Source organism: Gilliamella sp. B14384G10 (genome assembly GCF_016101685.1).
Taxonomy (GTDB): domain Bacteria; phylum Pseudomonadota; class Gammaproteobacteria; order Enterobacterales; family Orbaceae; genus Gilliamella; species Gilliamella apis_A.
In genome coordinates, this window is the sequence record NZ_JACFQA010000001.1 from 738,779 (window position 1) to 763,837 (window position 25,059).

Annotated in this window: 25 protein-coding genes; 12 read left to right on the top strand and 13 right to left on the bottom strand. The window is 33.8% G+C overall.

What is annotated here, in order from left to right:
• Positions 1-3 precede the first annotated feature (3 nt).
• A complete protein-coding gene (locus H3T54_RS03325) occupies positions 4-273 on the bottom strand; it encodes an oxidative damage protection protein (protein ID WP_110447206.1) in 270 nt (89 codons plus the stop codon).
• Between the two features lie 193 nt (positions 274-466).
• On the opposite strand from H3T54_RS03325, the gene H3T54_RS03330 reads away from it, so the two are divergent.
• The 3 genes from H3T54_RS03330 to H3T54_RS03340 all read left to right on the top strand — a co-directional run bounded on the left by H3T54_RS03330 (position 467) and on the right by H3T54_RS03340 (position 3,353).
• Complete coding sequence (locus tag H3T54_RS03330) at positions 467-1,678, top strand: aspartate aminotransferase family protein (protein WP_198220908.1); 1,212 nt, start codon at positions 467-469, stop codon at positions 1,676-1,678.
• A gap of 76 nt (positions 1,679-1,754) precedes the next feature.
• Positions 1,755-2,357, top strand: coding sequence for a ribosome biogenesis GTP-binding protein YihA/YsxC (gene yihA, locus H3T54_RS03335; protein WP_086358306.1), 603 nt, complete (start codon positions 1,755-1,757; stop codon positions 2,355-2,357).
• A gap of 9 nt (positions 2,358-2,366) precedes the next feature.
• Positions 2,367-3,353: a serine/threonine protein kinase gene (locus H3T54_RS03340; RefSeq protein ID WP_198220910.1), complete on the top strand. Its 987-nt coding sequence runs from the start codon at positions 2,367-2,369 to the stop codon at positions 3,351-3,353.
• A 13-nt stretch (positions 3,354-3,366) separates the two neighbouring features.
• Here the strand turns inward: H3T54_RS03340 and H3T54_RS03345 are convergent, their stop codons facing one another.
• Positions 3,367-3,672: a GIY-YIG nuclease family protein gene (locus tag H3T54_RS03345; RefSeq protein WP_110447203.1), complete on the bottom strand. Its 306-nt coding sequence runs from the start codon at positions 3,670-3,672 to the stop codon at positions 3,367-3,369.
• Positions 3,673-3,940: 268 nt separating this feature from the next.
• Here H3T54_RS03345 and H3T54_RS03350 point away from each other — a divergent pair, with 268 nt between their 5' ends.
• The 9 genes from H3T54_RS03350 to H3T54_RS03390 all read left to right on the top strand — a co-directional run bounded on the left by H3T54_RS03350 (position 3,941) and on the right by H3T54_RS03390 (position 12,841).
• On the top strand, positions 3,941-4,645 hold the full coding sequence (locus H3T54_RS03350) for a lipopolysaccharide core heptose(II) kinase RfaY (RefSeq protein ID WP_198200825.1): 705 nt from the start codon (positions 3,941-3,943) through the stop codon (positions 4,643-4,645).
• 190 nt (positions 4,646-4,835) lie between these two features.
• Entirely contained in the window at positions 4,836-5,420 is a 585-nt protein-coding gene (locus tag H3T54_RS03355) for a hypothetical protein (RefSeq protein WP_198200827.1), read from the top strand.
• 282 nt (positions 5,421-5,702) lie between these two features.
• Entirely contained in the window at positions 5,703-6,374 is a 672-nt protein-coding gene (locus H3T54_RS03360) for a CsgG/HfaB family protein (protein ID WP_232350105.1), read from the top strand.
• Positions 6,375-6,405: 31 nt separating this feature from the next.
• Entirely contained in the window at positions 6,406-6,765 is a 360-nt protein-coding gene (locus tag H3T54_RS03365) for a DUF4810 domain-containing protein (protein ID WP_198200831.1), read from the top strand.
• A gap of 3 nt (positions 6,766-6,768) precedes the next feature.
• Positions 6,769-7,425 carry a DUF799 domain-containing protein gene (locus H3T54_RS03370; protein ID WP_198220912.1) on the top strand — a complete coding sequence of 219 codons (657 nt, stop codon included), beginning with the start codon at positions 6,769-6,771 and terminating at the stop codon, positions 7,423-7,425.
• A gap of 432 nt (positions 7,426-7,857) precedes the next feature.
• Complete coding sequence (locus H3T54_RS03375) at positions 7,858-9,153, top strand: 2-hydroxycarboxylate transporter family protein (protein ID WP_198220914.1); 1,296 nt, start codon at positions 7,858-7,860, stop codon at positions 9,151-9,153.
• Between the two features lie 120 nt (positions 9,154-9,273).
• Positions 9,274-10,431, top strand: a complete 1,158-nt coding sequence (locus tag H3T54_RS03380; protein ID WP_110447199.1) for an NADP-dependent malic enzyme — start codon at positions 9,274-9,276, stop codon at positions 10,429-10,431.
• A 117-nt stretch (positions 10,432-10,548) separates the two neighbouring features.
• Positions 10,549-12,165 carry a DcuS/MalK family sensor histidine kinase gene (gene dcuS, locus H3T54_RS03385; RefSeq protein WP_255520616.1) on the top strand — a complete coding sequence of 539 codons (1,617 nt, stop codon included), beginning with the start codon at positions 10,549-10,551 and terminating at the stop codon, positions 12,163-12,165.
• 4 nt (positions 12,166-12,169) lie between these two features.
• Positions 12,170-12,841 carry a response regulator gene (locus tag H3T54_RS03390; RefSeq protein ID WP_110447197.1) on the top strand — a complete coding sequence of 224 codons (672 nt, stop codon included), beginning with the start codon at positions 12,170-12,172 and terminating at the stop codon, positions 12,839-12,841.
• Between the two features lie 64 nt (positions 12,842-12,905).
• On the opposite strand, the gene yfbR is transcribed toward H3T54_RS03390, so the two are convergent.
• From yfbR to mraY, 11 genes are all read right to left on the bottom strand, one after another.
• Positions 12,906-13,499, bottom strand: coding sequence for a 5'-deoxynucleotidase (yfbR, locus tag H3T54_RS03395; RefSeq protein WP_198200841.1), 594 nt, complete (start codon positions 13,497-13,499; stop codon positions 12,906-12,908).
• A gap of 80 nt (positions 13,500-13,579) precedes the next feature.
• On the bottom strand, positions 13,580-14,494 hold the full coding sequence (lpxC, locus tag H3T54_RS03400) for a UDP-3-O-acyl-N-acetylglucosamine deacetylase (RefSeq protein WP_086363868.1): 915 nt from the start codon (positions 14,492-14,494) through the stop codon (positions 13,580-13,582).
• Positions 14,495-14,560: 66 nt separating this feature from the next.
• The gene (gene ftsZ, locus H3T54_RS03405; protein WP_110447195.1) at positions 14,561-15,709 is read right to left on the bottom strand and encodes a cell division protein FtsZ; all 1,149 of its coding nucleotides are present in this window, start codon (positions 15,707-15,709) and stop codon (positions 14,561-14,563) included.
• 80 nt (positions 15,710-15,789) lie between these two features.
• Positions 15,790-17,043: a cell division protein FtsA gene (gene ftsA, locus H3T54_RS03410; RefSeq protein WP_110447194.1), complete on the bottom strand. Its 1,254-nt coding sequence runs from the start codon at positions 17,041-17,043 to the stop codon at positions 15,790-15,792.
• A 21-nt stretch (positions 17,044-17,064) separates the two neighbouring features.
• Positions 17,065-17,898 carry an FtsQ-type POTRA domain-containing protein gene (locus tag H3T54_RS03415; RefSeq protein ID WP_198220918.1) on the bottom strand — a complete coding sequence of 278 codons (834 nt, stop codon included), beginning with the start codon at positions 17,896-17,898 and terminating at the stop codon, positions 17,065-17,067.
• A gap of 14 nt (positions 17,899-17,912) precedes the next feature.
• Entirely contained in the window at positions 17,913-18,821 is a 909-nt protein-coding gene (locus H3T54_RS03420; protein ID WP_198220921.1) for a D-alanine--D-alanine ligase, read from the bottom strand.
• A gap of 2 nt (positions 18,822-18,823) precedes the next feature.
• Complete coding sequence (murC, locus tag H3T54_RS03425; RefSeq protein ID WP_198220923.1) at positions 18,824-20,272, bottom strand: UDP-N-acetylmuramate--L-alanine ligase; 1,449 nt, start codon at positions 20,270-20,272, stop codon at positions 18,824-18,826.
• 142 nt (positions 20,273-20,414) lie between these two features.
• A complete protein-coding gene (gene murG, locus H3T54_RS03430; protein ID WP_198220925.1) occupies positions 20,415-21,467 on the bottom strand; it encodes an undecaprenyldiphospho-muramoylpentapeptide beta-N-acetylglucosaminyltransferase in 1,053 nt (350 codons plus the stop codon).
• Entirely contained in the window at positions 21,467-22,618 is a 1,152-nt protein-coding gene (gene ftsW, locus H3T54_RS03435) for a cell division protein FtsW (RefSeq protein WP_198220927.1), read from the bottom strand. Before ftsW ends, murG begins: the two co-directional genes overlap by 1 nt.
• Positions 22,615-23,949, bottom strand: a complete 1,335-nt coding sequence (gene murD, locus H3T54_RS03440; protein WP_198220929.1) for a UDP-N-acetylmuramoyl-L-alanine--D-glutamate ligase — start codon at positions 23,947-23,949, stop codon at positions 22,615-22,617. Before murD ends, ftsW begins: the two co-directional genes overlap by 4 nt.
• Positions 23,950-23,973: 24 nt before the next feature.
• Positions 23,974-25,056, bottom strand: a complete 1,083-nt coding sequence (gene mraY, locus H3T54_RS03445; RefSeq protein WP_065578128.1) for a phospho-N-acetylmuramoyl-pentapeptide-transferase — start codon at positions 25,054-25,056, stop codon at positions 23,974-23,976.
• Between the last annotated feature and the right edge of the window lie 3 nt (positions 25,057-25,059).

Consider the following 25,059-nt stretch of genomic DNA (forward strand, 5'->3'; position numbering starts at 1 on the left):
CTCTCAATTTTCAGGTTTATACCCATCAACAACAACGTCTTCACCTTCAAACAAAAACTTAACCATTTCAGTTTCAATTTTTTTACGATGTTCTAAATTCATCATATTAAATTTATTTTCATTAATTAACATTGTTTGTTTTTTAAGCCATTCTTGCCATGCAATCTTTGAAATTTCATTATAAATACGTTTACCCAATTCACCTGGATAAAGCTGAAAATCTAATCCTTCGGATTCTTTTTTTAAATAATGGCAATAAACAATGCGACTCATATTTATTCCTATCTTATCGACAATTATTAATTAACCGTTGATTATACCCGAAAATAATTATAGAAAAGAACAAAATATATAACTTTCTTTTAAATGCATATAAATTCAATAATTATGAATAAATATTAACTTTACTATCTTATTAAATAACATAAAATATAAAATGATCGTTGGTTTAAATAAGGATTAAATAATGCAGCCCGAAATTACACGAGATCTGTTTGATAAAGTAATTCTACCCGTTTATTCGCCCGCTAACTTTATACCTGTGAAAGGAAATGGTAGTCGAGTATGGGATCAAAATGGTGAAGAATACATCGATTTTGCTGGAGGTATAGCTGTCAATGCTCTCGGTCATTGTCATCCTCAGTTGATCAATGCTCTACAGCAACAAAGCGAACAATTATGGCATGTTAGTAATGTTTTTACCAATGAACCGGCACTACGACTTGCCCAAAAAATTATTGAAAATACTTTTGCTGAACGTGTGTTTTTTGCTAATTCAGGTGCCGAAGCAAATGAAGCAGCTTTTAAATTAGCAAGATATTATGCTGCTGAAAAGTATAGTCCATATAAGACGAAAATTATCGCATTTTATCAATCTTTTCATGGCCGTACTTTTTTTACTGTATCAGTCGGCGGGCAAGCTAAATACTCCGATGGCTTTGGGCCGAAACCTGCTGATATCATTCATGTTCCTTTTAATGATTTAGATGCTGTTAAAGCCGTAATGGATGATCATACTTGTGCTGTAGTTTTAGAACCAGTGCAAGGTGAAGGAGGATTAACTTCTGCCACACCAGAGTTTTTAAAAGGTGTACGAGCACTTTGTGATCAAAATAACGCCCTATTAGTCTTTGATGAAGTACAATGCGGTATGGGGCGAACAGGCAGTTTATATACTTATCAACAATATGATGTCATTCCTGATATTTTAACTTCCGCTAAGGCTCTCGGTGGTGGCTTTCCTATTAGTGCAATGCTAACTACAAATGAGATTGCATCGGTAATGCATCCTGGTGTTCATGGTACCACTTATGGTGGAAATCCACTGGCTTGTGCCGTTGGTTGTGCTGCTTTCGATATCATTAATAGCCCAGAAGTACTTGAAGGTGTTCAAAAACGTCGGGCAATGTTTATTGAACAACTTGAAACTATTAATGATAAATTCAAAGTATTTCGAGAGTATCGAGGTAAAGGCTTGCTTTTAGGTGCTGAATTACAACCTGAATTTCATAGTAAGGCACGAGATTTTTTAAATGTTGCTACCGAGTATAAAGTAATGATACTAAATGCAGGGACAAATGTACTACGTTTTACGCCATCTTTAATTATCTCGGAAGATGAAATAAAAGAAGGCATGAACCGATTTGGCAAAGCAGTCGAAAAAGTTGTCAATTCTTAAGTTTTTCTATACAGTAACGGCATTTTAAGTGATTAAGTGCCGTTAATGCACTTAAAGGATATTGTTTATGACTGACATTCGACCATTAAATTATGCTAAAACGCATTTTATCTTAAGTGCCCCTGACATTACACATTTACCAATTGATACTGGCGTTGAAATTGCATTTGCCGGACGTTCCAATGCGGGTAAATCAAGTGCACTCAATACATTAACCAATCAAAAAGCCCTAGCAAGGACCAGTAAAACTCCGGGACGAACACAACTAATCAACCTTTTCGAAGTTGAAGAAAACTGTCGCTTAGTAGATTTACCTGGTTATGGTTATGCGCAAGTTCCTGAAGCGATTAAACGAAAGTGGCAAAAATCACTCGGTGAGTATTTGCAAAAACGAGAAAGTTTAAAAGGTTTAGTTGTCTTAATGGATATTAGACACCCATTAAAGGATTTGGACCAACAAATGATTGAATGGGCTGTATCAGTAAATATTCCTGTAATGTTATTATTAACTAAAGCCGATAAACTGGCTTCTGGTGCACAAAAAAAACAAGTTAATATGGTCAAAGAAGCCATTTTACCTTTTCAAGGTGATATTACTGTTGCTCCTTTCTCATCGCCAAAACGTGTTGGTTTAGAAGCTTTAAAGCAAAAACTAGATGAATGGTTTAGCCAACAATAATGGAACATTATGAATAACAGTGCATTTTCTTTCCAAACATTAACGCCGGAACTGATTCTTGATAGCTTAGCCGCCATAGGTATCTACGTTGATTCAGGCCTTACGGCTTTAAATAGCTATGAAAATCGTGTATATCAATTTTCTGATGAAAATAGCACTCGTTATGTCGTTAAATATTATCGTCCTCATCGCTGGGATAAATTACAAATTATTGAAGAACATCAATTTACTCAGCAATTAGTCCAAGCCGATATTCCAGCCATTGCACCAACAACAATTAATAATAATACCGTGCATGAATATCAAGGTTATCTTTTTACTTTATTTCCAAGCGTTGGCGCACGACAATATGAAATCGATAATTTAGAGCAATTTGATTCCGTCGCAACTATGCTCGGTCGAATTCATCAAATTGGCGCAAAACAACCTTTTGAACACCGTCCAACCATAGGTTTGCAAGAATATCTTTATCAACCTCAAGAAATTTTGTTATCTAACGCAATCGTCCCGAATAAAATCCAAACAGATCTTAAAATCATCCTCCGCAATTTAATTAAAACTGTTGAACAATATTGGCATAACGATTGGCAACCAATTCGATTACATGCCGATTGTCATCCGGGAAATATTTTATGGCATGATAAAGCTATTATTGTTGATTTTGATGATGCTAGAAATGGCCCTGCAATACAAGATATCTGGATGCTACTCAATGGTGATCAACAACGGCAGAGAATTCAATTATCAAGTTTTATTGAACTTTATGAAGAATTTTTCCCATTTAATCATGATCAATTAATATTAATTGAACCGTTACGGGCGATGCGAATAGTCCATCATTTGGCATGGATTATCGAACGCTGGCAAGATCCAGCGTTTCCTCGTGCTTTCCCTTGGTTAACCGATATTGATTTTTGGCAACAACAATTAAAACAATTTAACCAACAAATTGAAGCAATTAAAGCTACGCCATTACAGTTATTATCAATTATGTAGACAACAAATAATATTAAATAGTTTTCATATTCAGAAAAATAAATAACTCATTGAGATTTGGAGAGATAGAAACTAACTTTTCTTTTTGAATTTTGGTTAACTGTTTAATACGATATTCTACTTTCAACGCAGTTGATCTATCGCCAACACTTAGTTGATAGACAATAACAAGATCCTTGTGTCCTTTTAGATGTTTTGCCCCTTTACCCATTTGGTGTTGATGTAATCTTCGAGTAACATCAGTAGTGATACCAGTATATAAAGATTGTTTTGCGGTTCTTATGATATATAAAAACCACACAGCAGCTTTGGTTTGCATAAAAAATAGTCGCTGTTAATAATAAACAGATCATATCATTAAGTTAATTTTTATAAATAGTTAAATCTATTTTTTCTATTAAACTAACTAGGTTACTCACTTTACTAAAATTTGCTTATATTAGTTTAGTTGAAAGGCTTTAAAACTATTTAATATTCTGCTTATTTAACTTCGAAGTATGTATTAATAACTGTCAGTGATTGATTTACTTTAAGTGGGATAATGTTTAAGATAGCTTAATTTTTTATCTCGCTTAGGACTACAAAATTTGAATAACTTTGCAAAAATTATTGAAATTGAACGCGGCAATATAAAGTTTGCCTATGTGCAAAATGATGAAATCAATTATTTAGACCTTTTTGACCAATTTCTGGCTGAAGAAGGCCATCATGAATTACTCGATCCAAGTGATAGAATTGAGCGATATACTTATTTGATCAATCATGAGAAAACTAAATTCATTTTTAAAATTGATGGTGGTGTTGAACATCGTTTAGAACGCCGTATTATAGCCAAACTCACTGGTGACTTTTATTTCAATTTAATTCATAAGCTAGCAAAAATATCATTGGACAAATGTGATATAGCTTATGAACTTTATCTAGTCGCATTTGATAAAGTGACTAAACGCCATTATATGATTTTTAATTTTATTGAAGGCCGATCATTAAAATGGGAAGAAATGGCAACCTATGGTGAACAAATAAAAAACTGCATTGAGAAATTACATAGTTATAATTTAGTTTCCAATGACATTCATGGAGGAAATTTTATTTTAACACCGGAAGGAACAATCAAAGCGATCGATTTAACTAACTCTGGTTTTATTTGGCTTACCAAAGCTAATGATGCTATTGAGTTGCGTGAACGTTTTGGTATTAAAATTAAAGTACCAGTTATGGCAATGGCAATAAAAAAATTCACTCATGGTTTTAAACGATTATCACGAAAAATTCGTGGTAAAAAAGACTAATAATAAAATTGAGAGAAAAACTAATTTCTCTCAATTTCTCGCCAAAATTATTATTATTTTAATTTTATATAAAACAAATTACTGACTAATTTTTAATACTAAAAAATATTTATATTTTCATCTTTTAAATACTAGTAAATCCTTGTATAACCAGCTAGAATTAAACAAGTTAATCAAGCTAGGATGAGATATGAGAAAGTTAATTGGTTTTACTGTTTTAGTAATGTTACTAACTGGCTGTGCTTCTCAAAAGATGCAATCAATCTATCAAGCTCAAGGAGTAGAAATTGCCCAAAATGCTGACGGTGTTGATATAATAAATAAATATAGTACTTCTCGTCCTATTACTGTTCTTCATTCTTCATTATCTGTTTGTATTGCCCAAGAACTTGATAACAGTCCTGTAGTTTTAAATAGCGACAACTATTTGGGGTCAGCATGGTGGCCATACTATAATATGCCTACGCAACAAGCCATTACCATCAATGGTGGTGATACCATCAAATTAGTTGAAGGTAATAATATTGTTGCCAATGCGGTTACCGATTATCAATCACAATCTAAGTACTTTATCAGTTATACCTTAACAACTACTCGTAATGCTAAAAATATTCATTATTTATTTAGTAACATCAAACAAGCTCAACAACATACCGGATCGATCGCTAATGATGGATTTCAAAATGTAAAAACGCTAGAAAGATCACATCCAGATTTAGTTATTGATGCACTTAATAAAGAAGTCGATAAAATTCAAGCTTGCTTATTACGCTAATCCTCACTCCTTCCTTAAAAAATTTTTGAGGAAAGGGGTTTTTTAACCAACATATATTATTTTTATATATATTTTCTTTCCTTAAATAACTATCTTTGACTATAAATTATTTATCATTACTAATACTGTGGAATAATAAAAAAAGCTAATTGAAAATATAAATCATTAAATAAAACAATAATTGTAAAATAGTTATTGATAACAATTATTAATAATATATTATTTAATTCTCATAAAATTCAATTATGCAGTAGTGCTATAATAAAAACATAAGGAATAATGATGGAAATCAATAAGTTGTTAGGAGTTATAATTGTTAGTGGTCTACTATTTGGCTGTGCTAAAGAATCTTCGAGAACAATCGAATCACCAACTGTAAATAGCTATCATTCAAATTATAATGGTGTTAAAACCAATATTGCTGTAGGTAAATTTGAAAATCGTTCAAGTTATCAAAATGGTATCTTTTCTGATGGTGTAGATAAATTGGGCAATCAATCAAAGACATTGCTTATCAGTCATTTACAACAAACCAATCGTTTTAATGTTCTAGATAGAACTAACATGCAAGAATTAGCAACTGAAGCTAAATATAGAAAACAAAAGCAAAACGTGATCGGTGCAAATTACATCATTTCTGGTGATGTAACAGAGTTTGGTCGAAAAGAAGTCGGTGATCATCAACTATGGGGAATCCTTGGCAAAGGTAAAGAACAAATTGCTTATGCAAAAGTAAGTTTGAACATAATTGATATCAGAACATCTCAAGTAGCTTATTCAGTACAAGGATCCGGTGAATATAGCTTATCTAATCGTGAAGTAGTTGGATTTGGTGGTAAAGCAAGTTATGACTCTACTTTAAATGGCAAAGTATTAGATTTGGCTATTAGAGAAGCAATTAATAATTTAGTCAGAGGTTTAGATAACGGCGACTGGAAACCTAATACCAAATAAAATGAACGTTAATGATATAAGGATCTTAACAATGTTAAAAAAACAATACTTTGTATATTTATTGTTCGCAGGAATATTATTTGTATTAAATGGTTGTCAATCATCTAATACTATTTATTACTGGGGTGACTATCAAGAAGTACTTTATAACTATACTCAATCAGATAAAAGAAGCTACACTGAGCAGATTCAAGATTTAGAAAAAACTATAGAAAGAGCTAAATCAACTAATAAATCTGTACCACCAGGATTATATGCTCATTTAGGTTTGTTATATGCAACATCTGGTGATACAAATAAAGCTTTTGAACAATTTGAAAAGGAAAAAACTCTTTTCCCTGAATCAAAACACTTTATTGATTTTATTGAAAGAAAATATCAAGGGAAATAATCAATGAATAATAAATTTATTGCTCTACTCGGAACATTTCTGGGGCTCTTTATGTTGGCAGGATGTACAGTAAATAAAGAAAGTTATGACTATACAGCATTCAAAGAAAGTAAACCTGCTTCAATTTTAGTTTTACTACCAGTCAATCACTCAAATGAAATCAATGCGAGTTATGGGGTTTTATCTCAAGTAACCTTACCTTTAGCTGAAGCTGGTTATTATGTTTTTCCTGTTATGTTTACTGATGAAGTATTTAAACAAAATGGCTTAACGGTAGCTAATGATATTCAAGCAGTTAGTTTATCTAAATTACAGCAGACCTTTAATCCTGATGCAGTTTTATATATTGATGTGAGAAACTATGGAACTAATTATCAACTGATCCAAAGTGATACACGTGTAACATTAGAAGCAAAACTACTCGATGCTCGAACTGGAAAGGTTATTTGGACAGGCAATGCTACGGCTTCTAGTCTTGAAAACCAACAATCAAATAATAGTTTATTAGGTATGTTAATTTCTGCTGCTATCACTCAAATAAGTGATACTGTTAGGGATCGTAGTGTAGCAATATCAAGCGTCGCAACAGCTCGTTTATTTACACCAAATCCTGTAAAAAGTAACGGGATTTTATATGGTCCTTATGCTAAACAAAAATAACTAATTTGATTATTACTTTATAAAAAAGCGGTAATATTTACCGCTCTTTCATTGATCTAATTACACATATCAATATTACCTTTTTTAATCATATTCATCTTTTGATTAGTCACCAAAGACAACACTGTTTAGCAAAAAATGGTTATATAAAAAATTAAGGAACAAGTTTTGATATACCTAAAAGGGGCAAAAATTAAGGATTGGTTGATTTCATTAGCTTAATGAATATAATAGCATCCTAATAAATTAGTCACTACTAATTTTATTATTTTAAAAATGGTTTAAATATAAATGTCTTTATAAATCAATAATTATGTTAGTAACATACTTACATTAATTACAAAATTAGTTAGATAACTTTCTTATTCTTCTGATTTATATCTACCTAACTATACTGCTTATGTACTATAAAAAACATAAAGAGGTTTAGTTATGAGCATACTTCAAGATATAAAAGAAAATAAGATATATATAGGTTCACTCCCCCTTCCTATATTTTTAGTTTGTTCCATTATAGTTATTATTGCCGCCCAACTGGACATGCTACCAAGAACATTAATTGGTGGTTTTGCCGTGATATTACCTTTAGGTTGGTTTTTGGGAACTGTCGGACAAAATATTCCATTTTTCAAAAAGTTTGGGGCCCCTGCTATTCTGTCATTAATCGTTCCTTCATTATTAGTTTACTATGGTGTATTTGACGAAAATACCCTATCGGCGACAAAAATGTTAATGAAAGAATCTAACTTTTTACTCTTTTATATCGCCAGTTTAGTATGTGGTAGTATTCTTGGTATGCATAGAGTCATTTTAGTTCAAGGCTTTATTCGCATGATGATCCCGATGTTATTAGGAATGTGTTTAGCTGCACTAGTTGGTGTAACTGTCGCTGTAGCTTTTGGTGATACTTGGGAACACGCCTTTTTCTATACCGTTTCACCAGTAATGGCTGGAGGAATTGGTGAAGGTGTTTTACAACTTTCTAATGCTTATAGCAATATCCTAAATCAAGATTATGATAGTTTTGTTAGTGCATTAATTCCAGCTACAGTAGTTGGTAACTTTTTTGCAATTACCTTTACAGCCATTATGAGCAGAATTGGTGAAGTTAAACCTCATTTAAGTGGTCATGGTCAATTGGTAAAAATTGAATTTGATGGATTAGCTGAAGCATTAAAAGATGATAAAACGCCACTTGATGCTCGTTCAATGAGTGGTGCAGTAATGATTTTAGCCACTTTATTCATTTTTGGAATGATTTTAGAAAAAATGATTCATTTCCCTGGTCCTGTTTTAATGATTATTGCTACTGCAGTAGTTAAATACTTCCGTTTATTACCAGAAAGTGTAGAACGCGGTAGCCAACAATGGTACAAATTTATTTCGGGCAATTTCACTTTCCCATTAATGGCTGGATTAGGTCTACTTTATATCGATTTAGCCAGTGTAGTTAATGTATTAACTATCCCGTATTTCATTACCATTATCGCTATTGTTTTTACTGTTTCAATGACAGGATTTGTCTGCAGCTTCTTCTTAAAAATGTATCCTGTTGAAGCATCTATTATTTCATCTTGCCAAAGCGGTATGGGCGGGACTGGTGATGTCGCCATACTTTCCACAGCAAATAGAATGAACTTAATGCCTTTTGCTCAGGTCGCAACCAGATTAGGAGGAGCTTTAATGGTGATATGTACTACAGCACTAATGCGTTATTTACATATGTAAATTCATATAAAATATAGAGTTAATTATTTAATTTATAAAAAATTTTAGACAAATTATTACGTTAATTTAATCTTACAAAATATCTAACATAGATTTAATATATTTAAAAAGGTAAATATTATGACAACAGTACAAGAAAAAGCATTAGCAATCAGTAAGCAAATGCATGGTAAATTTGAAACTCATTCTAAAGTGCCTGTTAATTCAATGGCAGATCTTAGTGTTGCTTATACACCTGGGGTTGCCGCAGTGTGTACTGAAATAGCTAAAAATCCTGAATCAGTTTACGAATATACGAGTAAACGTAATTTAGTAGCTGTTATTACAGATGGTTCTGCTGTATTAGGTTTAGGAAATATTGGACCAGAAGCAGCTATTCCAGTAATGGAAGGAAAAGCAATTTTATTCAAACAATTTGCTAATGTTGATGCAATACCACTATCAATTAATACACAAGATCCAGATGAGTTAGTTAAACATATTGCTGCATTGGCTCCTTCATTTGGTGGAATAAATCTAGAAGATATTAGTGCACCAAGATGTTTTGAAATTGAAAAAAGATTACAAGAAATATTGGATATACCTGTTTTCCATGATGATCAACATGGCACAGCAATTGTGGTATTAGCAGCACTATATAATGCCTTAAAAGTTGCTGGCAAATCGATAGAATCAGCTAAAGTTGTGATTAATGGCGGAGGAGCAGCTGGTTTAGCAATCGCCGATATGTTATTAGCTGCTGGCGTCTCCGATCTTAAAATTGTTGATAAAATTGGCATATTATCTGAAGATGATACTTCGTTACCGCCTCATCATTTAGCTATGGCGAAAAGAACCAATAAAACTAAACAAAAAGGTACATTAGAAGATGCAGTTAAAGGTGCTGATGTATTCATTGGTGTATCTGCGCCGGGAGTACTGAAACCTGAATGGGTTAAAACAATGGCCGAAAAATCGATTATTTTTGCTATGGCAAACCCTACACCAGAAATATTCCCTGATGAGGCCAAAGCTGCAGGTGCTTATATTGTTGGAACTGGGCGTAGTGATTACCCAAATCAAATCAATAATGTGTTAGCATTCCCTGGCATATTTAGAGGAGCCTTAGATGCTAGAGCAAAAAATATTACATTAGCCATGCAACTAGCCGCAGCCAAAGGATTAGCTAATATCATTACACCAGAAAAACTTTCAGTAGATTGCATATTACCTAATGCTTTCGAACCCAATGTAGCGAAAGTTGTTGCTGAGAGCGTCAAAAATGCAGCAAAACTGTAATGATAACTTGAAAATAAATTAGATTAACTAAAAAACCTACTAATAAATTTATTAGTAGGTTTTGCCTGTTAATCAGTTAATATAGTTAGACGTTTATTTTTTATATATTAAATGATAATGAGATACCTATTTAACAAATTACCATTGAAAGTTAAGCTAATAAGCTTAATTTGTTTGGTTTTTATACTCTCAGTTATTGCACAAAACATTTATATTATTCATGTAGTCAATAACGAATATCTTATTAATTCTCGACAACGTGTAGAAAATATTGCCAGTATTATCTCAACTTCTCAGACTATCATTGATGAAATACAAAATCCTACTTTACAAAATATCACCACCATTCAGGCAACCACAGAACAAGCTAGGACACTTACTCAAACCGATTTTATTGTTATATTCAATATGCAAGGTGTTAGATACTCACATCCAGATAAAAATAAAATAGGCCAAACTATAGTAGGAGGAGATGAACAACGAGCGTTAAATGGTGAGTCTTATACTTCAATCGCAAAGGGTACGTTAGGGGATTCTGTTCGAGCATTTAAACCGATCATGAATGAAAAACATCAACAAATAGGTGCCGTTTTAGTTGGTCAGACGTTGCAGAAAATTAATCATTTAGCATCGAGAACAAGCCAACCGATTTGGTTATCCTTATTTGCCTCGTTAACTATCGCCATTATTTTAGCCTACTTGTTATCCCATAATATAAAGAAGATCCTGTATGGTCTTGAACCAATTCAAATGGCTCAGTTATTTGCAGAACGAAATGCAATTATTAGAACAGTAAAAGAAGGGATTGTCGTTATCAATCGCAACGGTTTAATAACCCAAATTAATGATGAAGCGATTAGAATTTTGCGTATAGATGATGATAAAGAAAATATTATTGGCTTACCTATTAACAATTTCATTCCTAATACTCGTCTACATGAAGTGATGATAAGTGGTAATGCTGAATATGATTGTGAACAAAATATCAATGGAGTGGTAATACTCACCAATCGAACACCTTTATTTGTTAATGATGCTTTAGTCGGAGCCATTGCCTCATTTAGAGATATGACAGAGGTTCGTAAATTGGCGGAGAATTTAACAGGGGTAAATCGATATGCTGACGCCTTACGTTCACAATCACATGAATTCAATAATAAATTACATGTTATTTTTGGTTTAGCTTTCAATGATAATAAACAAGAATTAATGGATTACCTTGAACAAATTATTGGCAATCAACAGGCTGAATCTCAACTTGTTAGTCAATATATAAAAGATCCCATTATTGCCGGTTTTTTAAATAGTAAGTTTAGTCGAGCACGGGAATTAAATGTTACGTTAGAGTTCAATATTGATGGTGTTTTAGCCCCCATAACAGACACTTCTGTTATTCATAGTTTAGTCACAATACTTGGTAATTTAATTGATAATGGGTTGGATGCTGTACAGTTTTTAGATGATAAACAAATAAAAGTAAGTTTGGTCATAGATAACTCTAATTTTGAAATAGAAATTAATGACAACGGAGAAGGTATTTCAGAAAAAGATATTCAATATATTTTTCAAAAAGGCTATTCGACTAAAGGTGATAACCGTGGCTTTGGACTCTATTTAGTATTGGCTAGTATTGATGAATTAGATGGGCATATACAATTATGTGATCTTAATAATAAAAAAGGGACTTGTTTTAAGGTACTATTACCACTAAAAGAGATATATAGGAATAAATAAGCAAATGGTAGAAGTTTTAATCGTTGAAGATGATCCAATGGTGGCTCAATTAAATAAAAAATATTTACAAATGTTACCTGGTTTCAATTTGGCATCTGTTGTTAGTAATGGAGAACAAGCACTACATTTTATTCATGATAACCATATTGACCTGTTACTACTTGATGTATTTATGCCAAAATTAAATGGTCTTGAACTATTAAAATACATTCGCATTAGTTATCCCAAAATAGATATCATAATGGTAACAGCAGCATGTAATACCAACGACATTCAGACAGCATTACGTTTAGGAGTCATTGATTACATAGTTAAACCCTTTACTTTTCAACGATTTCGTACAGCCTTAATCTCCTATCAAGAACGAGTTCGATTGTTATCATCATCAGAAATACTAAATCAAGATCAATTAGATGATCGGATTTTTACCAAACACGTTAATTCCTCAACTAGGTTACCTAAAGGTATCGATTCACAAACATTACAATCAGTACGAGAGGTGATCGCTAATTATCAACAAGATTTTTCAATGAGTGATATTGTTGAATTAATTTCACTATCTAGAATATCAGTTAAGAAATATCTTGATTACTTAGAAGAACTGGGAGAGATAGAAAGTCATTTGACTTACTTACCAATTGGTCGTCCAGTAAAGCGTTATGTTTATCAAAAATAGATAAGATACACTTTAATTTTTTGTCTTACTATGTAATAAATTAGCTATTAAAAAATAGATAAAGCTATTTATCCATAGTGATTTCATCTAAAGATAAACTAAAACTTGGTACAAATATATCTAAAAAGTAATCCATTTCAGGACTATTGCGTTCAGATAATGTTTTTTTCAGACGTTGCTCAGCTAACTTGAATTCATTATTACCAGCGCTAAGTTCTTCAATGGTTTTAAGGTATGCACACAAAGCATCTGCTTGTTTTACGATACTCTTTTCAGACTCATCATAATAATCATCATCAATTAATGATCTAAAATCGTCTTGCAACTCTTTAGGCAACATATTAATGAGTTTATTTTGAGCTATTTTTTCAATTTTTTTATATTCAGATGTGATTTGCGGATTATAATATTTAGTTGGTGTCGGTAAGTCACCCGTCAATACTTCTGATGCATCATGGTACATCGCTAATAATGCGATTCGCTCAGGATTAACATTGCCATTAAATCTTTTATTCTTAATGATTGCTAAAGCATGTGCAACAAAAGCAACTTGTAGACTATGCTCAGATACATTTTCTGTTCTCACATTACGCATTAAAGGCCAGCGATTAATTAATTTCAAACGTGATAAATGAGCAAAAAAATGGCTATTATTCATGTTAATATCTCATAATTATAAAAATAAAAAACGCTTCCAATTCGGAAGCGTTAATAAAGCAATTATTCTCGTTTAAGGATTTATGCTAGAACAAGTTGTCTAGTACCTAAAGCAACAGGAACACTTTGCTCTTCAGTAAATGTCACATATTCCCAAGCATCTTGTTTCGCCAATAAAGCTTGCAATAATTGATTATTCAATGCATGACCTGATTTATAGCAAACAACTTCACCAATCATATTGTGGCCACTCATATATAAGTCACCAATGGTATCTAGCATTTTATGACGTACAAATTCGTCTTCGAAACGGAGACCGTCATCATTAAGAACTTTATAATCGTCAACAACAATCGCACAATCTAAACTACCACCTAAACATAAGCCTTTAGATTGTAAAGCTTCGATATCTCGCATAAAGCCAAAAGTTCTTGCACGACTAATTTGGCGAATAAAAGATTCAGAAGAAAAGTCCAGTTGGTAACGTTGCGAACTACTATCAATAGCCGGATGACGAAAATCAATAGTAAAATCTAAACGGAAACCACTATATGGTCGCACTTCGGCCCATTTATCACCATTTTCAACACGAACAGTTTCTTTTACTCGTAAAAACTTTTTCAATGCATTTTGTTCAGCAATTCCAGCATCTAGTAATAAATAGATAAACGGACTTGCACTACCATCCATAATTGGAATTTCCGGAGCATTTACTTCAATAATAATATTATCGATACCAAGTCCAGCTAATGCTGAATTAATATGTTCGACAGTTGAAATACGAACATTATCTTCATTAACCAAACAGGTACAAAGCATTGTATCTCGCACTGATTTTGCATCCACAGGGAAATCAACATACGGATTTAAATCTGTACGACGATAAATAACACCTGTATTTTCCGGTGCAGGACGTAATGTCAAAGTAACTTTTTTACCAGTATGTAAACCGACACCAGTTGCTTGAATTGTCTTTTTTAATGTTCTTTGTTTCACTTCGCACCTACTTTTTTTTATTTGTTACTATTGCATTAGACAATAATAAATCAAATAAGTTCAATACTAATTAGCCTGCTTACGAATAAATGCAGGAATATCTAAAATTTTACGCTCCTCAATAGGAGATACATCAGGTTCGTTTACAACCTTAGATATTGATGCTTCTTCTTGTTGTAAAGGCAAATGACTAGTTTGACCAAACAATGAGCCGTGATGAGCAGCTGGTTTAGTTATTTTAACTTCTGGACGTTTATCCATTCCAATACCTGTAGCAACCACAGTCACTCTAATCTCATCTGACATATCTGGGTCAAAAGTTGTACCCACAACAACAGTAGCATTATCAGAAGCAAATGCTCTTACGGTGCTACCTACTGTTTCGAACTCTTCAAGACCAAGGTCAAGGCCTGCGGTAACATTAACTAATACACCACGAGCACCTGATAAATCAATATCTTCAAGTAAAGGACTTGAAATAGCCATTTCAGCTGCTTCTTCAGCTCGATTATCACCAGTTGCACGACCAGAACCCATCATCGCATAGCCCATCTCTGACATGACAGTTCTAACGTCAGCAAAGTCAACGTTGATGTGACCAGGTTTAGTAATTAGTTCGGCGATACCTTGCACTGCGCCTTTTAATACGCCATTTGCTGCAGCAAATGCATCTAATAATTTAACGCCACGACCTAAAACTTTTAATAATTTATCATTTGGAATTGTAATAAGAGAATCAACATGTTTAGCTAACTCAGCAATACCTTGCTCAGCAAAAGCCATGCGTTTTTTACCTTCAAATCCAAAAGGTTTTGTAACTACAGCAACAGTTAAAATACCTAATTCTTTAGCAATTTCAGCAACAACTGGTGCAGCACCAGTACCCGTTCCGCCACCCATACCGGCTGCAATGAAGACCATATCGGCACCTTCAATCGCACTACGAATAACATCACGATCCTCTTCTGCTGAGTTTCTGCCAACTTCTGGATTAGCGCCAGCACCAAGTCCTTTGGTAACATTATTTCCGATTTGGATAGTTTGACCAACTTTTATTCTTTTTAATGCTTGTGCATCAGTATTTGCTGCAAAAAACTCAACGCCTTCAATATGTTCAGCAATCATATGCTCAACAGCATTACCGCCGCCGCCACCGACACCAATAACTTTAATGACAGCTGCTGGCTCATCATCCGCAACCATAGGCTCAAACATAACTTATCTCCAAATTTACGATCTAAGAACATTGTACAGATAACCAGCTACAATGTCTACGAAGTTATTAAATATATTAGCTAAAATTCTTTTTTGAACCAACCGGTCAAACGTTTAGCTATCCCTTTTAATGATGATTTATTGCTGTCTTTAGCATCATCATGTAATAAACTTTGTTTACCATAATGCAATAACCCTACAGTTGTTGAACAATATGGTTTTTGTACATAATCAGTTAATCCTGAAATATTTAAAGGTTGGCCAATACGCACTTGATTTTGAAAAACTTTTTCAGCACATTCAACCATACCTTTAATTTGAGCAGCACCGCCTGTTAACACAATCCCTGCTGCCAATTGATATTTAACATTCTGTCTTTTAAGCTCGTCTTGTAATACTAATAGCTCTTTTTGGACTAGTGATAAAAGCTCTGAATAACGAGGCTCAATGACATCAGCTAATGTTTGTCGCTGTAATGAACGAGACGGACGTCCACCCACACTTGGAACATCAATAACTTCATCTTTACCTACTAGTGAACCAACAGCACATCCATAACGAATTTTAATATTTTCTGCATCCATTGGTGGTGCACCAAATGCGTAAGCAATATCACTGGTAACAACATTACCAGCATAAGGAATAACTACAGAATGACGTAATGCTCCACCAGTATAAACTGAGACATCCATTGTTCCGCCACCTATATCTATGACGCAAACACCTAACTCTTTTTCATCATCAGTTAATACGGCATAACTCGATGCTAAACCAGAGAAAATAAGCTGATCAACTTTTAATCCACAACGTTCTACTGCTTTAACTATATTTCTTGCCATATCATTATGGCAGGTGACCAAATGAACTTTCGCTTTCATTCTTACACCAGATAATCCAATTGGGTTTTTAATACCTTCTTGTAAATCAATAGAGTACTCTTGGGCAATAACATGTAAAATTCTGTGTTCATCTAAAATACGCACAGATTTAGCGGTATGAACAACATTTTCAACATCTTCTGCTGTCACTTCTTCATCTGCAATCGGCACCATTCCAATTTCATTCTGACAACGGATATGTTTACCTGACAGACTTAAATAAACAGAAGATATTTGGCAATCAGCCATTAATTCAGCTTGATCAACGGCCCGTTGGATTGATTTAACCACTGATTCAAGATCGTTCACACCACCTTTATCAACGCCTTTTGATGGACAATGTCCAACACCAATAATGTTGACAATACCATCAGGAAGAACTTCACCAACGAGGGCAAGAACTTTCGAGGTGCCAACTTCAAGTCCAACAACCAATTTTTTCTCTGTTGCTTTCATACTTCAGCCTTTGTTTATTCCTTATTGAGAGATTTTTTCTCGTTGCACTGAAATACCATTTTCATAACGTAAATCAGCAGCCGTTATTTTTTCACCATCGGGTATTCTTGACTGAATTTCTGGAAATAATTTGATAAATTGTTGATAACGTTGTTCTATTTTTTCACTACCTAATATCAATTTTATTTCCTCATTTTCAGAACATAAATCAACTTTACATTGCTTTACCATTAATTGCCATGCATTACGTTCATCCGATATTGCTGCCTGAATTGTCAAAGTAGATTTATTATTAGCCCATTTTTTAGAGATATCCTCTAATCTAAAATAAGTTTCTAACATTGACTTGGCTTTACCTTCAGGACTATAAAGTCTCGGCAATGATAAATCTTTCAAACGATCCAATGGCACACTAAAAGTACTACCATTTTTATCAAGTAAATATAAATCATTCCAGTAAAACGCAGGTTTATATTCTTCAATGTATACAATCAACCTGTCGGGCCACTGTTTACGAACACTTGCTTGTTTTACCCAAGGATATCGCATAATTTCTTGCTGAATATCATCAACATCTTGGCCAATATAAGTATTTGGTAAACCTAATCCCAGAATTGCTTGTCTAAGATCATCTTCTGTCGTATAAGTATAATCACCACTTAAGGTCAATTGTGATAATACCATCTGATCAGGATCTTCCATCCAATCTTTAATACAATTGACAGCCCATCCACAAATAACAACTATTACAAGTAAGAACAAAAAACCTAGCATTTGTTCTGTATTGCGAAAAACAAGCAACTTTCTTCTATTCTGGTTTTGATGTTTATGCGCTGCTTGTCGGACTTTTTTCATAAAAATAAAGCCAATTAAATGGTTGCTAATTGTAAAATACGTTTAACCAAATCACTAAATGACCAGCCATATTCTTTTGCCGCCATTGGAACCAAGCTATGATCTGTCATGCCTGGAGCAGTATTTACCTCAAGCAAATATGGCTTTTCATTTTCATCAAACATAATATCGACTCGTCCCCAGCCTCTACATCCTACGGCTTTATAAGCGTCTAATGCCAATTTACGAATTTCTTGTTCTTTAGCATCACTTAATCCACTTGGACAAAAATATTGGGTTTTATCTGACAAATACTTTGCATCATAATCATAAAAATTGGTAGCGGGTTTAATGTAAATTGCAGGTAAAACATCATCACCAACAATAGCTACAGTAAACTCTGGACCAGCTAAAAATGATTCGATCATTACAGTATTATCATATTTAAAGGCAATATCAACAGCTGCTTTTAATTCATCTGCTTGATTAACTCTTGACATACCGACACTTGAACCTTCATGGCTAGGTTTAACAAACAATGGTAAGCCAAGTTGTTTAATTATATTATCAACATCAATTGATTGTGATTTATCAACCATTACATAATCAGCAACAGGTAAACCAAGTGATTTCCACACTAGTTTGGTTTTTAACTTATCCATAGTTAATGCTGAGGATAAAACATCACTTCCGGTATAAGGAATATTTTGATAAGTTAAAATAGCTTGGGTAATACCATCTTCACCACCTCGTCCATGCAAAATAACAAATGCTTTTGAAAAACCATCTTGTTTTAAATTAGTTATACAATACTCTTTTGTATCAACAAGATGAGCATCAATACCATTTGCTTTTAATCCTGCTAGAACAGCTTGTCCTGATTTTAGTGATACTTCACGTTCAGCAGAGGTTCCTCCATACAATACAGCAACTTTATCAACCATTATTATAAAACCCCTTTTGAAAATAATTGGCTGCCAGCTAATTGACGGGCAATCCGACCAACACTACCTGCGCCTTGTGTTAATAACAAATCTCCACCTTGTAATATTTCTTTCATAATTTCCGGTACAAGATCTAAATCTGAAACATAAATTGGATCCACTTTCCCTCGATTACGAATTGAACGACAAAGTGAACGACTATCAGCACCAGCAATAGGTTGTTCTCCGGCAGAATAAACATCTAACATCACTAATGCATCAACTTGAGAAAGTACTTGGGCAAAATCATCAAATAGATCCCTAGTTCGTGTATATCTGTGCGGTTGAAACAACATAACTAAACGCCGATCTGGCCAGCCATTTCTAGCCGCTTGAATTGTAGCATTAACTTCGCTAGGGTGATGTCCATAATCATCAACCATCATTATATCTTTATCATTTCCGTAAGAAAAAATACCTAATAGATCAAAACGTCGACTAGTACCGGCAAATTTAGCCAGCGCACGTACAATTGAATCATCATCAATTCCATCCTCTGTTGCCGCAATAATCGCTGCCGCAGAATTTAAAGCATTATGTTTGCCTGGAGCATTCAATTCAATGTGTAAATCATCTCTATCTGGACGGCAAACGGTATAATAGCTAACACCTCTTTCTTGGCGATAATTTTTAATTACTACATCGGCTTCTTCGCTAAATCCATAGGTGATAATTTTACGACCAACCACTGGTAATAACTCGCGATTAATCGGATCGTCATAACACATTACGGCTAAACCATAAAAAGGAAGATTGCGTAAAAAAGAGATAAAGGTTTGCTTAAGATTTTCTACACTTCCTTGATAGGTATCCATATGGTCAGGTTCGACATTAGTAACTATAGAGACCATAGGCTGTAAATGTAGAAATGAAGCATCACTTTCATCCGCTTCAGCAATAAAATAACGGCTACTACCTAGTCTAGCATGTGTTCCTGCCGCTTTTACTAATCCACCATTAACAAAAGTTGGATCAAGTTTAGCTTCTGCATATATAGAAGTAACCATTGCTGTAGTGGTTGTTTTACCATGGGTACCAGCGATAGCAATACCATATCGAAAACGCATTAACTCAGCTAACATTTCAGCTCTTTGAATCACTGGTATCCGAGCCTCTCTAGCTGCAATAACTTCTATATTATCCTGAGAAATCGCCGAAGAGATAACCACAACACTAGCACTCAGGACGTTTTCAGCAGCATGACCAATGACAATTTTAGCGCCTAATGTTTCTAAATGCTGAGTTACAGGATTTTCAGTAATATCTGAACCGCTAATTTGATATCCTTCATTAGCAAGAACTTCAGCAATACCGCCCATGCCCGCGCCACCAATACCAACAAAATGGATATGTTTGACTCGTTTCATTTCTGGAATGATTGCTCTTAATTCAGCTAATTCCTTAGTATTCACACTTAAACCCCTAACTAGTTAGTTACTTCTTGTTTAGTATTTGGTATTTAAAAATTTATTGGACAATCATTTATCAAATAAATTAAGATTAAATATTAAACACATCAACAAGACAATTACTTAAAATTATATATAAAATTCACTATTTTACCACCGAAATAAGCGTTTCGGCTACTCTTTCCGTCGAATTTATAATTGATAAACTTTTTGCTTTAATAGCCATTTCAACTATATCTTCACGACTCAAATGTTTAAGTAACGTAAATAGAGAATCAACATTGAAATCTGGTTGTTCAATTATCTTTGCCGCACCAATATCGGCTAAAGATTTCGCATTCCAAAATTGTTGGCGATCTTTATGCATAAATGGTACAAAAATAGCTCCAATACCAACAACTTCAATCTCACTTACAGTTAATGCTCCACTACGGCAAATTACGATATCAGCCCAATCATAAGCTTCTTTTACATCTGTTATAAATTCTGTCACACGATTATTTGTCATATCACAATGCTGATATGATTTAAGTACTTCATCTAACATACCTTTTCCTGTTTGATGCCAAACAACATACTTATCAGATAATCTTGTAATTACTTGAGGTACAACATCATTAATGACCTTAGCTCCTTGACTTCCGCCCATAATCAAAACTCTAATTGAGCCTTGTCGATCTTTAAATCTTTCGCGTGGTTCTTCAATTGTTAATAAATCACTACGAACAGGATTTCCAACAACTTCTGCATTAGGAAATGCTGTTGGAAAAGCTTGTAAAACTCTGGTCGCAATTTTAGCTAAGGATTTGTTAGTTAAACCTGCTATACCATTTTGTTCATGTAATACAACCGGAATGCCTAGAGATTTAGCCGCAATTCCTCCCGGTCCGGAAACATATCCTCCCATACCTAAAACGACATCCGGACGATAATTTTTTAAGATCTTTCTTGCTTGCAAAACCGCTTTTAATATTTTGTAAGGCGCCTTTAATAAGGCCATTTTACCTTTTCCTCGCAAGCCTGATATTTGAATAAAATCAATATCAATACCATTTTCTGGCACTAAATGTGCTTCCATACGATCAGCAGTCCCTAGCCACCTTACTTGCCAACCTTGCTTCATTAAATAATGAGCAACGGCAATACCTGGAAATACATGGCCACCTGTTCCACCTGCCATGACTAATAATTTTTTCATTATTTTATCGACCTTATTCTTGCTTGAGTTTGTTGTTGCCTAAACTCAAAATCTATTCTCAGTAATATTGCAACCGCAATACTCATCACAATAAGGCTTGAGCCTCCATAACTAATAAATGGTAAGGTTAAACCTTTTGTCGGTAACATACCGGAGGTGACACCAACATTAACAAAAGTTTGAAATCCAAACCAAATACCAATTTCACAAGCCAAATAGCCTGAAAATTGGGAACCTTCATTCAAAGCTCGATAGCCAATTGCTAATGCTTTAAAGGTTAAAAAGAAGAGTAATAACAATAATGCAGCAACACCAATATATCCATACTCTTCTGAAATAATTGAGAAAATAAAATCGGTATGACATTCAGGTAAATAACGTAATTTAAAAATAGAATTACCAATGCCTTGTCCAGTAATACCACCATTACCAATTGCCATTAACGATGCAACTAGCTGATAACCAGCACCAGTTGCATCTTGCCACGGATCAAGGAATGTCATTAAACGTGTTAAACGATAAGACTCATATAAAATAAGGCAAACTACAGCACCAACTCCAGTTAGTAAAATCGCAATAAATTGCCATAATTGAGCGCCAGCAATAAACAAGATGCCTATTGTTACCATGAATAATACAATTACAGTACCTAAATCAGGTTGTTTGAGTAACAAAATTGACAAAACCGCCATAACAACCATAGGTTTAAAAAAACCCCAAAAGCCGCTTTGGACTTCTTCTGACTTACGGGCTAAATAACCAGCTAAAAATAAAAATAACGATAATTTAGAAAGTTCAGCTGGCTGAAAATTAAAAACACCTAATGGGATCCAACGAGACGCACCGTTAATTGAAGAGCCAATCCCTAAAACAACTATCAACATAACAATTGAAAGAATTAATAAAACTGATCCAAATTGTTGCCAACGTTGCATCGGAATATATAACGTTATACACATTAAAAAGAGCGACATTCCAATTTGAATCAACTCTCGTTGCGTATAGAAGAATGGATCACTCTCATTAAACGCCATTGATGAAGATGTCACCATAATTAAACCAAATACCATTAAACCAATTACAGTCCAAAGTAATTGGTTATCAAATGGAATATTTGGATTCACTTGTTTTTTTATCCAAAATAATGTCATTCATCACTCCTTGAACCGTACTGTTTGGCAAGTTTTGCAAATAGATTTCCACGCTCAATATAATTTTTAAATTGGTCTAAACTTGCACAAGCCGGTGAGAGTAATACAACATCATTTGCGACTATTTTTTTAGCTATACACTGCATGGCTTCGGACATAGTTCGCGTAACAGTTGTGATTTCAGGAGCTAAATTTGCTAGCAAATCTCGATCTCGGCCAAAACAGAAAATTTCGATATTCCTACTTTTTAAATAAGGAATCAAAGGGGTAAAGTCTGCTGATTTACCATCGCCACCTAACAATAAAAATAGTTTTCCATTACATATAACACTTTTCAATGCCGCTTCGGTACTACCTACATTAGTGGCTTTAGAATCATTAATCCATTTGACATTATTGCAATCAAAGACTAATTCAAAACGATGTGGTAAACCTTGAAAATTAGAAATTGTTTGTAAGCTTGAATCACGTGGGATCTGTAAATTATCAGCAATAGCTAAGGCTGCTAATGCATTCAGATAATTATGACAGCCGATTAGTTTCATTGATTTAGTTGATAAAACAGGCTGATTTTTTGCAATTAAATGTTCATACTTCTCATCTAAATGATAGTCTCCACTATTTAATCCAAATGAGACACAATGGTGTTGTTTACCAGACGGTTTAGTCAATTTATCATCATAGTTAATAACACAACATTTTGCATTATGATAAATTCGTTGTTTCGCTTCAGTATATTGCATCAATCCTAGTGGATAACGATCCATATGGTCTTCAGAAATATTCAAAATCGTTGCCACTGAAGCTTGTAAACTTGATGTTGTTTCTAATTGAAAACTTGATAGTTCAAGAACATAAACATCACAGTTTTGTTGCAATAATGATAAAGCGGGTTCACCAATATTGCCACCCACACCAACTTTTATATCCGCGGCTTTTACAATATCACCAACCAAAGTTGTGACAGTCGTTTTACCATTTGCCCCGGTAATAGCAATAACTTTTTTATTTTTTTGTTGATTGACTTCACGGCAAAAAAGTTCAACATCGCCAATAATCTCAATTCCGTGTTTTGCGGCTTTTTGTAATTCAGGTGTAGATAAAGCAATACCAGGACTGGCAATAATCAAGTCAGCCTCAAACAACCAATCAGTATTTAAATTACCTAAATGATACCTAACACGCTCATCTAATTGTTCTAATCCAGAAGGAGAGGTACGAGTATCAATTACTTTCGGTATAACATTTTGAGCAAGAAAATAGTCAACGCAGGATAATCCTGTAATACCTAATCCGATAATAACAATTTTTTTACCTTGATAATCAACCATGATTTAATCCTGCTCTAATATTCTTTAGCGTAATTTCAAAGTTAATAACCCAATTACCACTAACATCAGTGAAATAATCCAAAACCGAACAATAACTCTTGGTTCAGGCCAACCTTTTAATTCATAGTGATGATGAATTGGTGCCATTCGAAAAATTCGTTTACCTCTTAATTTAAAGGATCCTACTTGTAAAATTACAGATAAGGTTTCAATAACAAAAATTCCCCCCATAACTAACAATAAGAACTCTTGTCTAAGCAAAACAGAAATGATACCAAACACACCACCTAAAGCTAATGAACCGACATCGCCCATAAAGACCATTGCCGGATAAGTGTTAAACCATAAAAAACCAAGACCAGCACCAATAATTGCAGTACAAACAATCATTAATTCGCCACTAAATTTAATATATGGAATATGTAAATAGGCAGCAAAATTAACATTACCAGTTGCCCAAGAAACAAGTGCAAAACCAGCAGCAACAAAAACTGTTGGCATAATTGCCAATCCATCGAGACCATCGGTCAAATTTACTGCATTACCAGCGCCAACTATGACGACATAAGTTAGTAAAATAAACCACAATCCTAATTGTGGCATCACATCTTTAAAGAATGGAACAACTAGAACTGTAACAGAACTATCTTTTCCATAAGCATAAAGACCAAAAGCAACAATTAATGCAATAACTGACTGCCAAAAATATTTCCATCGAGCAATTAGCCCCGCAGTATTTTTGCGTATAACTTTTAAATAATCATCTGCAAAACCAACAATACCATAACCAAGTAATACAAATAATGTTACCCAAACATAAGGATTTCGCAGATCAGCCCATAAAAATACGGAAATTGAAATGGAGGCCAATATAAGCGTTCCCCCCATTGTTGGTGTTCCTTTTTTACTTAAATGAGATTCCGGACCATCATTACGGATAACTTGACCAATCTGCAATTTTTGTAACCAATCAATGACTTTTTGCCCCATAATTAGCGAAATGGTCAATGAAGTTAATAGCGCTAAAATAGCCCTTACCGTAAGATAAGAAATAACATTAAAGAAAGTAAAATATTTAACTAAATATTCTGATATCCACACCAACATAAT

Bases quoted from the DNA above. Each gene is read 5' to 3' on its own strand.
- ftsZ (WP_110447195.1), bottom strand. From the start codon at position 15,709: ATGTTTGAGCCTATGGTTGCGGATGATGAGCCAGCAGCTGTCATTAAA.
- H3T54_RS03415 (WP_198220918.1), bottom strand. From the start codon at position 17,898: ATGAAAAAAGTCCGACAAGCAGCGCATAAACATCAAAACCAGAATAGA.
- H3T54_RS03355 (WP_198200827.1), top strand. From the start codon at position 4,836: ATGAGAAAGTTAATTGGTTTTACTGTTTTAGTAATGTTACTAACTGGC.
- H3T54_RS03365 (WP_198200831.1), top strand. From the start codon at position 6,406: ATGTTAAAAAAACAATACTTTGTATATTTATTGTTCGCAGGAATATTA.
- H3T54_RS03325 (WP_110447206.1), bottom strand. From the start codon at position 273: ATGAGTCGCATTGTTTATTGCCATTATTTAAAAAAAGAATCCGAAGGA.
- H3T54_RS03420 (WP_198220921.1), bottom strand. From the start codon at position 18,821: ATGGTTGATAAAGTTGCTGTATTGTATGGAGGAACCTCTGCTGAACGT.
- H3T54_RS03370 (WP_198220912.1), top strand. From the start codon at position 6,769: ATGAATAATAAATTTATTGCTCTACTCGGAACATTTCTGGGGCTCTTT.
- murD (WP_198220929.1), bottom strand. From the start codon at position 23,949: ATGGTTGATTATCAAGGTAAAAAAATTGTTATTATCGGATTAGGTATT.
- H3T54_RS03340 (WP_198220910.1), top strand. From the start codon at position 2,367: ATGAATAACAGTGCATTTTCTTTCCAAACATTAACGCCGGAACTGATT.
- mraY (WP_065578128.1), bottom strand. From the start codon at position 25,056: ATGTTGGTGTGGATATCAGAATATTTAGTTAAATATTTTACTTTCTTT.
- H3T54_RS03375 (WP_198220914.1), top strand. From the start codon at position 7,858: ATGAGCATACTTCAAGATATAAAAGAAAATAAGATATATATAGGTTCA.
- H3T54_RS03330 (WP_198220908.1), top strand. From the start codon at position 467: ATGCAGCCCGAAATTACACGAGATCTGTTTGATAAAGTAATTCTACCC.
- yfbR (WP_198200841.1), bottom strand. From the start codon at position 13,499: ATGAATAATAGCCATTTTTTTGCTCATTTATCACGTTTGAAATTAATT.
- ftsW (WP_198220927.1), bottom strand. From the start codon at position 22,618: ATGACATTATTTTGGATAAAAAAACAAGTGAATCCAAATATTCCATTT.
- H3T54_RS03360 (WP_232350105.1), top strand. From the start codon at position 5,703: ATGGAAATCAATAAGTTGTTAGGAGTTATAATTGTTAGTGGTCTACTA.
- H3T54_RS03390 (WP_110447197.1), top strand. From the start codon at position 12,170: ATGGTAGAAGTTTTAATCGTTGAAGATGATCCAATGGTGGCTCAATTA.
- murG (WP_198220925.1), bottom strand. From the start codon at position 21,467: ATGAAAAAATTATTAGTCATGGCAGGTGGAACAGGTGGCCATGTATTT.
- ftsA (WP_110447194.1), bottom strand. From the start codon at position 17,043: ATGAAAGCAACAGAGAAAAAATTGGTTGTTGGACTTGAAGTTGGCACC.
- H3T54_RS03380 (WP_110447199.1), top strand. From the start codon at position 9,274: ATGACAACAGTACAAGAAAAAGCATTAGCAATCAGTAAGCAAATGCAT.
- dcuS (WP_255520616.1), top strand. From the start codon at position 10,549: ATGAGATACCTATTTAACAAATTACCATTGAAAGTTAAGCTAATAAGC.
- H3T54_RS03345 (WP_110447203.1), bottom strand. From the start codon at position 3,672: ATGCAAACCAAAGCTGCTGTGTGGTTTTTATATATCATAAGAACCGCA.